Source organism: Candidatus Eisenbacteria bacterium (assembly GCA_030017955.1).
In the GTDB taxonomy this organism is placed as follows: domain Bacteria; phylum Eisenbacteria; class RBG-16-71-46; order JASEGR01; family JASEGR01; genus JASEGR01.
In genome coordinates, this window is sequence record JASEGR010000070.1 from 1 (window position 1) to 13,801 (window position 13,801).

At 51.8% G+C, this 13,801-nt stretch carries 12 protein-coding genes and 2 tRNA genes; 12 read left to right on the top strand and 2 right to left on the bottom strand.

All coding sequences use genetic code 11. The annotated features are described in order from the left end of the window. Positions 1–190 precede the first annotated feature (190 nt). The 12 genes from QME66_10520 (at position 191) to QME66_10575 (ending at position 11,326) form a co-directional block, all read left to right on the top strand. Positions 191–272, top strand: a tRNA-Leu gene (locus tag QME66_10520). Beyond that, complete coding sequence (tig, locus tag QME66_10525; GenBank protein MDI6809401.1) at positions 246–1,655, top strand: trigger factor; 1,410 nt, start codon at positions 246–248, stop codon at positions 1,653–1,655. The genes QME66_10520 and tig overlap by 27 nt, the downstream gene beginning before the upstream one ends. A gap of 125 nt (positions 1,656–1,780) precedes the next feature. Further along, entirely contained in the window at positions 1,781–2,365 is a 585-nt protein-coding gene (gene clpP / locus QME66_10530) for an ATP-dependent Clp endopeptidase proteolytic subunit ClpP (GenBank protein ID MDI6809402.1), read from the top strand. A 27-nt stretch (positions 2,366–2,392) separates the two neighbouring features. After that, positions 2,393–3,646, top strand: a complete 1,254-nt coding sequence (gene clpX / locus QME66_10535) for an ATP-dependent Clp protease ATP-binding subunit ClpX (GenBank protein MDI6809403.1) — start codon at positions 2,393–2,395, stop codon at positions 3,644–3,646. Positions 3,647–3,662: 16 nt separating this feature from the next. Beyond that, positions 3,663–6,062 (top strand): endopeptidase La, encoded by a 2,400-nt coding sequence (gene lon, locus QME66_10540; protein MDI6809404.1) that lies wholly within the window; start codon positions 3,663–3,665, stop codon positions 6,060–6,062. 117 nt (positions 6,063–6,179) lie between these two features. Continuing rightward, on the top strand, positions 6,180–7,445 hold the full coding sequence (locus tag QME66_10545; GenBank protein ID MDI6809405.1) for an adenylosuccinate synthase: 1,266 nt from the start codon (positions 6,180–6,182) through the stop codon (positions 7,443–7,445). Between the two features lie 24 nt (positions 7,446–7,469). Beyond that, positions 7,470–7,545, top strand: a tRNA-Lys gene (locus tag QME66_10550). Positions 7,546–7,640: 95 nt separating this feature from the next. Further along, positions 7,641–8,927: a glycosyltransferase family 4 protein gene (locus QME66_10555; protein MDI6809406.1), complete on the top strand. Its 1,287-nt coding sequence runs from the start codon at positions 7,641–7,643 to the stop codon at positions 8,925–8,927. Next, positions 8,902–9,429 (top strand): TlpA disulfide reductase family protein, encoded by a 528-nt coding sequence (locus QME66_10560; protein ID MDI6809407.1) that lies wholly within the window; start codon positions 8,902–8,904, stop codon positions 9,427–9,429. Before QME66_10555 ends, QME66_10560 begins: the two co-directional genes overlap by 26 nt. After that, entirely contained in the window at positions 9,426–9,596 is a 171-nt protein-coding gene (locus tag QME66_10565) for a hypothetical protein (GenBank protein MDI6809408.1), read from the top strand. Before QME66_10560 ends, QME66_10565 begins: the two co-directional genes overlap by 4 nt. Continuing rightward, positions 9,597–10,280 (top strand): outer membrane protein assembly factor BamD, encoded by a 684-nt coding sequence (gene bamD, locus QME66_10570; GenBank protein ID MDI6809409.1) that lies wholly within the window; start codon positions 9,597–9,599, stop codon positions 10,278–10,280. Beyond that, positions 10,277–11,326: a DUF933 domain-containing protein gene (locus tag QME66_10575; GenBank protein ID MDI6809410.1), complete on the top strand. Its 1,050-nt coding sequence runs from the start codon at positions 10,277–10,279 to the stop codon at positions 11,324–11,326. Before bamD ends, QME66_10575 begins: the two co-directional genes overlap by 4 nt. A gap of 79 nt (positions 11,327–11,405) precedes the next feature. On the opposite strand, the gene QME66_10580 is transcribed toward QME66_10575, so the two are convergent. Both QME66_10580 and QME66_10585 read right to left on the bottom strand, forming a co-directional pair. Continuing rightward, entirely contained in the window at positions 11,406–12,521 is a 1,116-nt protein-coding gene (locus QME66_10580) for a hypothetical protein (protein MDI6809411.1), read from the bottom strand. Between the two features lie 85 nt (positions 12,522–12,606). Next, entirely contained in the window at positions 12,607–13,614 is a 1,008-nt protein-coding gene (locus QME66_10585; protein MDI6809412.1) for a hypothetical protein, read from the bottom strand. Positions 13,615–13,801 lie beyond the last annotated feature (187 nt).

The following is a 13,801-nucleotide window of genomic DNA, read 5'->3' on the forward strand; positions in this document are numbered from 1 at the left end:
TGTGCCTTATGAAACGCCCTGCATTTCGTAAAGTTATTTCTGGGACGGCACACTAGCTCAACTTCTTGCTTTTTGTTCGCCCCAGCCTTATACTGAGCCATGAAAGATAAGGATTTTGTGCGAACTGAGCTCAGTCTGAATTCCAGGCGAAATTGACGTGTTGAGACCTCAGTTCCGATTTCGCCAAAGTGCGAGAGTGGCGGAACTGGCAGACGCGCTGGACTTAGGATCCAGTGAGGAGACTCATGGGGGTTCAAATCCCCCCTCTCGCAATTGCCGGGGAAGCCATAAGTGAAAATGCCTGGGGTACTTCGCGGGCAGCAGAGGAAACGGGGGTAAACGGACGAATGGCACTTAAGGTAGAAGTCAAGGATGCAGGTTCCTGGAAACGGGTGCTCGAAATAGAAATTCCACCCGAAGATGTCCAGACAGAGCTTGATAAGGTGGTCGCCGAATTCCAGAGAAAGGCGGCTATCCCCGGTTTCAGGAAAGGTAAAGCCCCTAGGGATGTGCTCGAGGCGCGTTTTGGCCACTCTCTTCAGTCTGAATTCCTGGACAGGATTATTCCAAGGTTCTACAAAGAGGCTCTTAAGGAAGCGAACCTCGTCGCGATAAGCCAGGCGGAAGTTGGAGATCTCAAGTTCACAAAGGGCGAGCCGCTTTCATTCAAAGCAACTGTAGAGATCTGGCCTGAGATCGAGGTTCACGGATACGATGGCCTCAAAGTAACGAGAGAGAATTTTGAAACCGCCGGCGATGATGTTGAGAAGGAGCTTCTTCGTTTGCAGGAGATCGCCGCGAAGCTTGAGACCGTGGCGAGACCCACAAAGGAGACTGATCTCGTCGTAGTTGATTTTGTTCGATTGGGAAAAGACGGTAGGCCGATAAAGAAGACAAGACGGGATGGGGCGCTGATAGATCTGTCTTCGCCTACGCTGCTGAAAGATTTTGCGCGTGGAGTCCTTGGGGCTTCAGCGGGTGAAGAAAGAGTCATATCGGTCCACTACTCTGAAGATTTTCCGGACAAGAATCTCGCCAACCAGGATGTCCAGCTAAGGATCAACGTGCGCGAGGTGAAGGAAAAGACGCTTCCGGAAATCAACGACGAATTCGCCAAGGATTACGCGGGAGCCGCGACCCTGGATGAGCTGAAGTCACGGATAAGGCTTAACCTTGAAGCTGAGGAGAAGCTGAGATCCCGGAGGGCAATGGAGGAAAAGATATTGGAGGAGCTCATAACGATGAACTCCTTTGAGCTTCCGCCCTCCATGGTCAAGGATGCCCTCGACGACATAGTGTCGCGAAGAGAAAAGGAAGCGGGGAATCTTTCACCTGAGGAGAGGGAAAAACTGAGGGAGGCGTTCAGCCCGCATGTTGTAAGGAACCTCAAGAAGACAGTCGTGGTTTCTTTGGTCGGGAAGAAGGAATCCCTCGAGGTGAAAGAGGAAGAAGTGAAGGCTGAAATCGCCAAGATTGCCTGCGAGGAAGGCAAGGAAGTAAGCGAGATTGAGAAGGAGCTTCAGAAAGGAAATGGTTTCGAACGTTTCAGGAACGCGTTTTTTGAAAGGAAAGTCCTTGATTTTCTGCTCTCAAAGGCGAACATCGTGGAGGTTCAGACCGCAAAACCGGTCGAAAGGTTGATACAAACGCCCTGACGAAGTGTACAATAGAAAAGAGAGTGGTGAGGAGGCCCCTAACCCTAATCCCCCTCACCAACCTCTCCCCAGAGGGGAGAGGGCCAAGATGAGGGGAGAGGATAACCAGAAGGAGGCCCTAAACAATGTCGCTTGTCCCTATAGTCGTCGAACAGACCGGGAGGGGTGAAAGAGCTTACGACATATTCTCACGTCTCCTCAAGGACAGGATAATTTTCATCGGGTCCGCAATCGATGACACCGTGGCAAATCTGGTCATCGCACAGCTGCTTTTTCTTGAAGCAGAAGACCCTGACAAAGATCTCCACCTCTACATACACAGCCCCGGCGGACTGATCTCGGCGGGGCTCGCGATATACGACACGATGCAGTATATAAGGCCGAGTATCTGGACTACCTGCATGGGACAGGCGGCGAGCATGGCTGCACTTCTTCTTGCCGCCGGGACAAAAGGAAAACGCTCTGCACTGCCGCATTCTAGGGTCATGATCCACCAGCCGGCCGGAGGAAGCCAGGGACAGGCCAGCGATATCGAGATCTATGCAAAAGAAATACTGACTTTGAGAGAAAGGATGAATGAGATTCTTTCCAAGCACACTGGACAGGACCTGGCCAGGATCCAAAAAGATACGGACAGGAACTACTTCATGTCCGCCATAGAGGCCAAAGAATACGGGCTTGTTGATGAAGTCATTGAAAAGAGGAGATGAGATGCACCTGGAAACGGCAGGCGATAAATGAGAAAAAGGATCTCTTCACCGCATCCGATAAGGTGTTCTTTCTGCGGCCGGGGACAGGACGAGGTTGCGAGGCTTGTCTCGGGACCTTCTGTCTATATCTGCAGCGAGTGCGTCCGGCTTTGCAACGACATCCTTGAAGGAGAGACCGACCCGAGGACCTCTCTTGAACGTCCGGCGCTTCCCAAGCCGCCTGAGATAAAGAAAATACTTGATGAATATGTCATCGGGCAGACTCGAGCGAAGAAGATAATATCCGTTGCAGTCTATAACCACTACAAGCGTATCTATTCGCCAAGTACCGCGGAAGATGTCGAGCTGGAAAAGAGCAACATTCTCCTGATAGGTCCGACTGGAACGGGCAAAACGCTTCTCGCAAGGACGCTTGCCAGGTTTCTCAAGGTCCCTTTCGCCATTGTTGATGCAACTTGTCTCACAGAGGCGGGCTATGTGGGAGAAGACGTTGAGAACATACTTGTAAGACTTCTGCAGGCAGCTGATTTCAATCTTGTCAATGCCGAGCACGGAATCGTGTACGTTGACGAGCTGGATAAGATTTCGAGAAAGACTGAGAATCCTTCAATTACAAGGGACGTATCAGGTGAAGGAGTCCAGCAGGCGCTCCTCAAGATCCTCGAAGGCACCATCGCAAACGTGCCTCCCCAGGGAGGAAGGAAGCATCCTCAGCAGAAGTACATTGAAGTGAACAGCAAGGACATTCTTTTCATCTGCGGAGGAGCTTTTGAAGGATTGGACAAGATTGTTGAGAAGAGGATCGGGCAGAAGGTCATGGGGTTCGGAGCTGACATCAAGACCAAAGAAGAAAAGAAGATTGGAGAGCTCTTGGCCATGGTTGAACCGGAAGACCTTCTGAAATTCGGGCTCATACCTGAATTGGTTGGCAGACTTCCGGTTGTTGCTTCGCTTGATCAGCTTGATGAGGAAGCGCTTGTTGAGATTCTGACCAGGCCCAAGAATGCAATAGTAAAGCAGTACCAGAAGTTCTTTGACATGGAAGGCGTGAAGCTTGATTTCACCGAGGATGCCCTGAAGGCAGTTGCCCAGTTTGCGAAGAAAAGGGGAACAGGCGCAAGAGGGTTGAGGGCAGTTCTCGAGGACACAATGCTCAATGTGATGTATGACCTTCCATCAAGGCCTGACGTCGTGGCGTGTACCATCACGAAAGACGTAGTGTGTAATGCCGTGCCGCCTCTCCTTACCTACAAGGGAGAGAAGAAGAGAAAAGAGGCGTAAGGGAGGAACGAATCCTGTGAGTCTTTCTTCGGAAAAAGACGGGGAGAGCATTGAGATAAAGGAGAAGCTTCCCCTTCTCCCCCTGAGGGACGTGGTGGCGTTTCCGCACATGACTCTGCCGCTTCTTGTCGGACGACTTCCATCGCTTAATGCGATCGAGGAAGCGATGGCCTCCGACAAAGTCGTTTTCGTATGCGCCCAGAGAAAACCTCAGATTGGCGATCCCGGCAAGGATGATCTTCACAGAGTCGGAACTGTGGTGCGCGTCGTGCAGCTCCTCAGGCACCCTGACGGCACGATGAGGGTCCTGGTTGAGGGAATCATAAGAGCCAGGGTGAGAAAGTTCTCTTTCAGTCACAGCATTTCCTACGCCACAATATCAACCATACCGGACAACTACGAGAAGACTCTGGAGATTGAGGCACTTACAAGAAATGCGGTCTCGCTTTTTGACGAGTATGTCCGCCTGAGCCGTAAGGTGCCGGAGGACGTTACGATGACATTGGGCAGTATGACTGAGTCCGATGCCATAGCTAACACAATAAGCTCCCATCTGGCGATAAAGGTAGCCCAGAAGCAGGAGATACTGGAAATCGAAGATCTCAACGAAAGGCTGAATCATCTCGTCAAGCTGCTTGCATCAGAACTTGAGATTGTGAGGCTCGAAAGAAAGATCGAAGGGCAGGTGAAGAGCCAGGTCCACAAGAACCAGAAAGAGTTCTATCTGAATGAGCAGCTCAAGGCGATAAGGAAGGAGCTCGGGCATCAAAACGAATTTGCAAACGAGATCGACGAGCTGTCTGAGGCAATAAAGAAAGCCCGGATGCCCCAGGATGTGCATGAGAAAACGGTGAAGGAGGTCGACCGGCTCGGGAAGATGGCGTTCATGTCGCCTGAAGCCACGGTCGTCCGGAACTACATCGACTGGCTTGTCTCACTGCCTTGGGAAATAAGGACGGAGGACAATCCTGACATCGAGCAGGTCGCCGCGATCCTGGATGAAGACCATTACGGACTTACAAAAGTAAAAGAGAGAATCGTTGAGCACCTTGCGGTCCTCAAACTCTCGAAGAGCCTGAAGGGGCCGATTCTCTGCTTCGTCGGCCCGCCGGGAGTCGGAAAAACATCCCTTGGAAAATCGATAGCAAGGGCTCTTGGAAGAAAATTCGTGAGGATGTCTCTCGGCGGCATAAGGGACGAAGCCGAGATAAGAGGCCACAGGCGGACTTATATCGGCTCTCTCCCGGGGAGGATCATTCAGTCAATCAGAAAAGCCGGATCGAAGAATCCGGTCTTCCTCCTGGACGAGGTCGACAAGATTGGCATCGATTTCAGGGGAGACCCGGCCGCAGCGCTGCTTGAGGTTCTTGATCCAGAGCAAAATCATACCTTCAACGATCATTACCTTGAGGTTGATTTTGACCTTTCAGAGGTGATGTTCATTACGACGGCAAATATCCTTCAGACAATTCCTCCCGCGCTTCAGGACAGGATGGAGACAACAAGGCTCCCCGGCTATCTCGAGTTTGAGAAGAGAGCCATCGCCAAGACTTTTCTGGTTCCGAAGCAGCTCAAGGCAAACGGGCTGAATCCGGATGACCTTGAGATAACTACCAGTGCGCTGAGCTCGATAGCGACAAGCTACACGAAAGAGGCCGGAGTGAGAAACCTCGAGAGAGAAATAGCATCCATCGCAAGAAAGGTCGCCAGAAGAAAAGCGTCGGGCAATTTCATGAAGACCCGGGTCACAGCAAAGAACGTTGAGAAGTATCTGGGAGTTCCCAAGTTCATCTCCCAGGGAGTTGAGATAAGGAGCCGCGTCGGAGTTGCGACCGGGCTTGCGTGGACTGAGGCCGGAGGTGATGTCCTGACGGTTGAAGTAAGCATATTGCCGGGAAAGGGCGAGCTTTTCATGACGGGTAAGCTGGGTGACGTGATGCGGGAATCAGGCCAGGCGGCGCTGAGCTACGCACGCTCAAGGGCAAGCATGCTCGGACTTGACAGGTGGTTCTACAAAGACGTGGATGTGCATGTTCACCTTCCGGAAGGTGCGATTCCGAAAGACGGTCCTTCTGCAGGTATCACGATGGCCACTGCACTTGTCTCTGCCCTTACTGGTATCCCAACGAAGCAGGATGTCGCGATGACCGGCGAGATAACTCTGCGAGGGAATGTGCTGGCCGTCGGCGGTCTTAATGAAAAGGCGGTTGCCGCAAAAAGGGCTGGAATAAGAACGATCATCATACCAAAGATGAATGAGAAGGATATCGCTGAACTTCAGCCGGAAGTCCGGAATGACCTCGAGCTCATTCCGATAGAGAGCATGGACGAGGTTCTTGAGATCGCTCTCGACAAAAGAGAAGATAAGGTTCAGCAGCCAGGGAAAGACTCCTCCACTTTTCTTGCCCACCACTAGTGTCGTGTCCTGTAAGTCCCGCATTGACTCGTCGAAATTGTTACTGAAGGCTGGCTGTTGCCTCACTAGAATGTTACCGGGCAGATTTCCACGGAGGTTCCAGATGGAGGGTGAATCGTGCCGGCCAAAGTGATAGTGGGCATGCAGTGGGGTGATGAGGGGAAGGGGAAAATCGTTGATGTTCTTTCCGAGCACTCTCATGCCGTCGTGAGATACCAGGGAGGACCGAACGCAGGTCACACGGTCGTCATAGACGACAGAACTTTCGTCCTTCATCTTGTTCCGACCGGCGCCCTCCGGAAGGGCACGATATGCCTTCTCGGAAACGGCGTTGTGATCGATCTCCTCTCGCTCAAAAAAGAGATTGACGGGCTTGAAGAAGCAGGATTCAAGCTCGAAGGGCGATTCTTCATAAGTCCAAATGCCCATCTCATTCTTCCGTATCACATTCAGGTTGAAGACATGGATGAAGGCAGAGATCCCGGAGGTAAACTCGGCACGACACGAAGGGGAATAGGTCCTGCGTACACCGACAAAGTGGCGAGGACGGGGATAAGAATGTTCGAAATTCTCCACCCGGACATCTTTTCCAGAAAACTCAAGGAGAATGTCGAGCGCCTGAGAGGGGCGGCCGGGCATAAGGCCAAGGTCATGGCGGATGAGATATTCGAATCACATGTCCTGCACGCAGAGCGATTTCGGCCAATGATAAAGGATGTCTCTCTTCTTATAGACGACATGCTGCAGCGCAGGCAGAGTGTGCTCTTTGAGGGGGCGCAGGGGACCATGCTTGACGTTGACCATGGCACCTACCCATTTGTGACTTCATCCAGCACCGTGAGCGGCGGCGCTTGCACGGGGGCAGGCGTAGCCCCAAGGAGGATCGACGAAGTCATTGGGGTAGCCAAGGCCTATTCGACAAGAGTGGGAAATGGCCCGTTTCCGACAGAGATTCATGACAGGACCGGGGTCATTCTGAGGGAAATCGGCAGCGAGTACGGAAGGACGACCGGGAGACCCCGGAGATGCGGATGGCTTGACATACCAGTCCTCCGGCTCTCCGCGCGTGTGAACGGGATTTCTTCTATGGCGATTACGAAGCTCGATGTGTTAGACTCAGCCGACACAATCAAGATGTGTCGCGCCTATCTTGTCCGCGGAGAAGAACATCGAGAAATTCCGCAGGGGATTCCATTTGATGAGATGCATCCGGTGTACGAGGAATTCCCGGGGTGGAAAGAGGATACTTCGTCAGCGAGGAAGTGGGAAGACCTGCCTTCCAAGGCCAGAGAGTATCTCGATGCTGTCCGCGGGCTTGTAAATGTTCCGGTTTCACTTGTTTCTGTCGGTTCAAAACGGGACGACATCATAAGATTGTCCTGAAATAGCATGGGCTGTGGGGATTGTGGCCCGTTAGCTCAGGTGGTAGAGCACCTGCCTTTTAAGCAGGGAGTCGCTGGTTCGAGTCCAGCACGGGTCACCAGTGTTGACGAATGCCGGCCGCGTCAATATCATTGGCATATCTGGAGCGGATCAGGCATTTCGCCGGCGACGGCCAGCATTAACAACAGGAGGCTCATGGCAGAATCGCGCCTGAAAATCCTTCTCATTTGGCCCTGGCCAAGGTTGTGGGCTATGGGTGAAGGCAGTGGTGTAAGGGAGGGATGGGAATTCCTCCATGGAATCCTGAGACGAGGGCACGTTCTCCATACAATTGCGCCTCTGGGATCAAGATTGAATGTTGGCCGGTCTGACGGCAGCCATTCAGTCACCGTCGCTCCCTGGAAAGAGATACGATTTGGCGGAGGAAGGCTTCTTTCTCATTTCTGGCGGCCATTCTCGTATCTTTTTTTCCAGATCGCATACCTTGTGAGGGCAATTCCGATTGCAGCGAGAGAGAGACCGGACATCGTTGTCGGAATAAGCTCTCTCTCTGCGCCAGTCGCTTTCATAGTCTCGAGAATGCTGCGGGTTCCCGGAACGATAAAACTCCACGGCGTGTTCTATAGAAAAAGGAATTGGCCTCGTCCTTATGATTTCCTGAGAAACTTTGAGGAGTTCATTGCTGTCAAGCTGCCGTTCGAACGGATATTCATAGTGGAAGATGGGACTCAGGCGAGGGAGCTCGTGAGAAGTACGGGAGCAGCGGATTCGAGAGTCAGCTTTCTCCTCAGCGGGACGAGTCTTGAGTGGCTGGAAAATGGGGGAAGGGCGCGGGACCTGAGGGAAGAATTTGACCTTGAACGGGATTCCGTCCTCTTTGTGGCGCTCTCGAGAGTCGTAAGATGGAAGAGACTTGACAGGCTCATACGTGCAGCCAAGATTGCTCTGACTATGACGCATCATCCTGTCTATTTCCTGATTTTCGGCGATGGGGAGGAAAAGGAGAAGCTTTTGGAACTCAGGGCATCTCTGGGTGTTGAAAGAAATGTCAGGCTTCTGGAAGCGCTCAAACAGGAAGATGTGGAGAACTGCCTGCGCGGCAGCGACGTTTTCGTCTCGGTGAGTGATTTCACAAACGGCGGCGTCGCGACGAGAGAGGCGATGATCTGCGGCCTTCCTGTAGTGGCGGCAAATGTCGGCCACACTTCAAACGTTGTCATAGATGGAGAGACCGGTTTTCTTGTGAACGCCGATAGCAGAATCGAACTTGCTCAGAAACTTGCCATTCTGGCAAACGACAGGGAAATGAGGGTGAGGATGGGGACAAAGGCAAAAGAGTTTGCCAAGATGACGTTCCGTTCGTGGACCCAGCGGGTGGACACGGAGGTTCGTGAGATGCTGGAGGTGGCAGGAGTTGCAATTGACAGATCAATTGAAAACGGGGAGGTATTTGCCGATGAGACATCTGCGGTTTCTGCATAGCGCATCTCTTTCTCTTGTTTTGCTCTTGACTATTCTTCCGTTCTCTTCCCTTCTTGGGCAGAAAGGCGGTGCTGTCAAGGCACCGGATTTCACGCTCAAGGATCTTTCCGGGAACGATGTGACGCTTTCCAACTTCAAGGGGAAGGTCGTCCTCATTGATTTCTGGGCGACCTGGTGCGGTCCCTGCAAGATGGAGATACCTCATCTTAAGGAACTCTACTCACAGTACAAGAAGGAGGGATTTGAAGTGATAGGTATTTCTCTCGACCGGGGAGGCATGAGGGTTGTCAAGCCTTTTGTCGAGAAGTACGGGATGGAGTACACGACTGTCATGGGAACTGATGATGTGGTGAAAGCCTATGGCGGCATTCGGGGCATCCCGACCGCTTTCCTCATCTCAAGAGATGGTTTCATTATCAAGAAGTATGTGGGGTATCAGAAGAAGTCTGTCTTTGAGGAGGTCATAAAGCGCCTCCTCTCCGAGAAAGGGGAGAAGATATGAGACAGCCTTTTGTCGCGGCAGCAGTCGCTATGGCATTGGCTCTCCTTTTCTTTTCCTATTCGGAAGCAAAGGAGAAAGTCTCCTGGGTTCCGGACTACGATACAGCTTTGGCAATGGGGAAAAGCGAAGGCAAAAATATCCTGCTTCTCTTCTACACAGATTGGTGAGTGTGGTGCAAGAGGCTGGAGAAGGAGACATTCTCCAGCCGGGAAGTCGTCGACTTCTCAAAGAACTTCATCGTAACAAAGGTAAATGCCGACAAAGACACCACCCTTGCAAGAGGATTCAGAGTAGCAGGCTATCCGACAACCATCGTGCTTCGCCCTTCGGGCGATGAGGCCGACAGAGTTGTCGGGTACGCCAAGCCTCACGAGTTTGTTTCCAAGGTCAATGACTATCTTGCCGGAAAAGGCACTCTCTCTGCAATGCTTGCGGAGGAACCTTCCAGGGCCTCAGATTACAAGTTCCTGGATGAGGTCGGTGAGAAGCTTAGAGACCATGGAATGTTCGCTGAGGCGAACCAAAGATTCGAGATAATCGTGAACGGCGACAAAACAAATCAGAGCGGCATTGCTGATGACGCCCTTTTTGCAATGGGGAGGATTGCCCTCAAACAGAAGAGGTTCGCTGATGCTGTCTCCAACTTCTCCATGCTGGGAGAAATGTTTCCGGAGAGCGAGATCAGTGGGGATGCCTCATTCTTTGTCGGATACACCTACGGGAAATCAGGCGACAAGGATAAGGCGGTCGAGAAGTACAGGGAGTTTCTTGCCAGATTCCCGAAACATGAAGAGCGAGACTGGGTTAAGAAAGAAATAAAAAAGATCGAGAAGGAGAAGGCGAAAAAGTGAAAGACCCTATGAGGCTTGGCATTGTCGGCCTCAGGGGCAGCGGGAAGACAACTCTTTTCAAGATACTTTCCTCTGGAAAAGAAGGAAAGTCTCTCGGTCCTTCGTGGCATCTTGCGACAATTGAGGTACCCGACGACAGGCTCGATACTCTCGGCAAGCTCCATGAAGGCAAAAAGCTTGTAAGGATACACCTGGATTTCGTTGACGGCCTCGCTCTTGGCGAGAGTAAACCGCTTTCGCCCGGAAGTGAGGCCTCATTTTTCGACTCGCTCGATGGACTTATTGTTGTCATTCGCTCGTTCCGTGACGAGCTTCTGGACGGGGAGCAGAGATCTCCCGACCCCAAGCGTGACCTTGATTCGATTCTTACATACTTTCTTCTCTACGACCTTGAGCTGCTTGAAAGGAGACTCGCACAGATAGAGAAACAGCGGAAGGTAGGCAAAACGGAAAATCCCAGAGAGGAGGAAGTGGTCAGGAACTGTCTGAAGGAACTTGAAGCAGGTCACCGTCTCAGAGACCTCCATTTCTCCGGCGATACGGAGAAGATGCTGCGGAGCTTCCGGCTTCTTTCGATGTTCCCCATGCTCACAGTCCTCAATATGGGCGATGAAGAAGTTCCTCCTCTTGAGCCGGGCGGAAATCTCAACTGCGCCAGAATCTACGGAAAAACCGAACTTGAGATTCTCGCACTCCCCGAAAACGAAAGAGGGGACTTCATAATCGAGCTCGGCGTTGGAGAACTCCACAGGGAAAAGGTTCTCAAGGCGTGCCTTGCTGCGTTGAATCAAATTACATTCTTCACAATCGGAAAGAACGAGGTAAGGGCGTGGAGCTTGAGAAAAGACGGAACGGCGCTTGATGCCGCGGATGCCGTTCACACCGACATGGTGAGAGGTTTCATCAAAGCAGAGGTCATCTCTTTTGATGAGCTTGTGAAGTGGAAGACTCTGCCGGCTGCGAGGGAGAAAGGAATCTTGAGACTTGAGGGTAGAGACTATCCGGTGAAGGACGGCGATGTCATCTATATTAAGTTCAGCACATGAGCTGAGAACCCCCCTCACCCTACCCTCTCCCCCTTGGGGAGAGGATTGAGGTGAGGGGGTCTCTGCTGTCAACGCGCTGCTAGAATCCGATCTTTATCGTTCCGAAATAATTCCACTGGGGTATCTGACCGGGCTTTGAGCCAAGCTCTTCACCATAATAGGCAAAATCAAGCCTCACAATCAGAAGGTTCAGGCCCAATCCGTAAGTCGGATATCCCTGGTTGAATCCGCCTCTCAGCGTTATGAAAGGCAGTAAGGCAAACTTTGTCTCCGCTCCCAGATGAACTCTGTTGAGCATACTGCCTTCCCCGAAGATGTCGTCAACGTCGGCGGCAATTACTGTGTTCCGGAAGAGCGGGATTATCTTGAGGATTGCAGGTCTCGAAGCAATCCCGACATTCACGGTCATCGGAATTGTTTCATCATCTACTTTGCCGGCAACATCCTTTAGAACCAGAGCCAAAGTGGTGGCACCATTCAGCGGATACAGGGCGCCGATATCAAACGTGAGCCCTGTCTTTGCCGTCTCCAGAGTGTCGAGCATGTCCTGAATTGACTCCTCATCGAATGTGCTCGCATCAGTGCCGGAAAGACTCTCGGAGAGCAGTCTCCTCTGGATGTATTTTGCACTAACTCCGATGTCCATTTTCTTTCCCAGGAGCCCGAGGGACTTCGAGATTCCGACCACTCCGACCATGTCATTCTTCACCTGGACGGAGATTCTGGGCTGATAGATTCCTCTGTCGATCTTGAACCTGGCGTCAATTGTGCTGTAGGCACCAAGCCCAAAGTGAGGAAACACGAGATCTACCAGAGGGTCAACCGCAAAACTCATCCATCTGTCGTCAAACGGGTCAAGCCCCCTGAGGAAATCGTCTGTCACGCTGTCGAAATCTGCAAACTCGCTCTCGTGCTCATCAATGAAATCGGTGACATCCTGGCTGATGTCGATAAGGTCCTGATTAGTATGAAAAGAAATGCTGGGGATGGAGATGCTCATCCCCCTTACCCTCGAAAGACCCGCCGGGTTGGAGTAGAGCGCATTGTGGTCATTTGCTATGGCAAGATACGCTCCGCCCATTCCGAGGGTCCGCGCCACCGGGAGCCTTGTCGTCGCCGCGTCACCGGCAATAAGTGGAGCGGCACAGACAACAAGTAACGCGACAAATGCCAGAAAGAATGAAATCGTTCTCATCTTGAATTACCTCCAGACTCCTTTGGATTCGTTTTTTCTTCCACAAACACACAAGGCGAATTGAATTTCATCGCAGTGGAATCCTTTAAGGACAACTTGGACATTTGACGTTCCTAAGGGCTGCCGCCGTAGGAAGAACGGCGTCCTCATCAATAAGCCCGTCAGCATCATCGTCAATGCCGTTTATGAGCTCTTCGTTATACCTTCCGTCACCGTCGTTGTCGCAAGCAGCCATGCTCTGAGCGTCCGAAGTATTAACCGAAGCAGGGCAGGTCGCCGGTGCCACATAGTACATGTTTATCGATTTCTTTATGTCATCGATGAACTTCTGGACATCCTGAGCGTTCGTCGTGTCTGCCCCGGACTGTTTAAGGAAATCACTCACCAGGTCGCCCGCAGTCTCGAGGAAATCTCCGACCTGATTGATGAATTGGTTCACAGAATCAGGGTTGGAACCAAGAGAATCAGCTAGGGTCTTGAAAGACGTAGTGCCAGTGCCACCGAGATTGAATCCCCCGCCCGCTCCGCCTGCAGAAGTTGACAGATAGACATCTCTGTTGTCGATGACTTCGTCTCCGTTTGAATCTCTCAGGTTAAGGACTGCTCTAAGACTTGTACCGACTGAAAGATCGAATCTCACATCATCCGCCACAATATCTCCGTGAGTCAGCCCCTGTACTATTGGATTAAGACACCTGACAACCACTATTGCACTACGATACATGGCGGTCTTTTCGCTGTAGTCATAGCTTGGGCCGTTTCCAGTTCTCTCATAGACAGGCACGCCGCCCTGCGCCCCTTGTCCCTTGGCAACCTCCTTGAGCAGCGTCGCAATACTGACTCCTTCTGCAAGCTGATAGGCCTTTGCATAGTAATACAGAGCATCGGATGAGAGAGGGTCCGCATTGACTGCCTTCTCGAACTCTGCGAGCGCCTTGGCGTACTCGGAGTCGTTTATGTACTTTCTCCCTTTCGCAATGTGATCCTCTGCGTTTCCCCCACCGCCACCGCTTGAAAAGATATTGCACCCGGAAAAACTAAAAAAGAGAATAAGGAAAGATAAAAGACAGAAAAAGGCCAAGATTCTACTCATACGAGCACCCTCCCTTGTTAAAGGTTTCCATCCACCAGCCCGCACAGTCTATCGGCCACACTGGCCACAGGTCAAGCAAAAACTCTCATGAAGATGTCCTTTCCCTTCTGCCGAAAATGTCGACCCTTCTTAGACTCGCTCACTCGAATTTGTGAACTCGGGCTTCGCCCTCAGACAGCACAAATTC

Excerpts from the sequence above, each read along its gene's own strand:
- tig (MDI6809401.1), top strand. The coding sequence starts at position 246 with ATGGGGGTTCAAATCCCCCCTCTCGCAATTGCCGGGGAAGCCATAAGT.
- clpP (MDI6809402.1), top strand. The coding sequence starts at position 1,781 with ATGTCGCTTGTCCCTATAGTCGTCGAACAGACCGGGAGGGGTGAAAGA.
- clpX (MDI6809403.1), top strand. The coding sequence starts at position 2,393 with ATGAGAAAAAGGATCTCTTCACCGCATCCGATAAGGTGTTCTTTCTGC.
- QME66_10555 (MDI6809406.1), top strand. The coding sequence starts at position 7,641 with ATGGCAGAATCGCGCCTGAAAATCCTTCTCATTTGGCCCTGGCCAAGG.
- QME66_10560 (MDI6809407.1), top strand. The coding sequence starts at position 8,902 with ATGAGACATCTGCGGTTTCTGCATAGCGCATCTCTTTCTCTTGTTTTG.
- QME66_10565 (MDI6809408.1), top strand. The coding sequence starts at position 9,426 with ATGAGACAGCCTTTTGTCGCGGCAGCAGTCGCTATGGCATTGGCTCTC.
- QME66_10580 (MDI6809411.1), bottom strand. The coding sequence starts at position 12,521 with ATGAGAACGATTTCATTCTTTCTGGCATTTGTCGCGTTACTTGTTGTC.
- QME66_10585 (MDI6809412.1), bottom strand. The coding sequence starts at position 13,614 with ATGAGTAGAATCTTGGCCTTTTTCTGTCTTTTATCTTTCCTTATTCTC.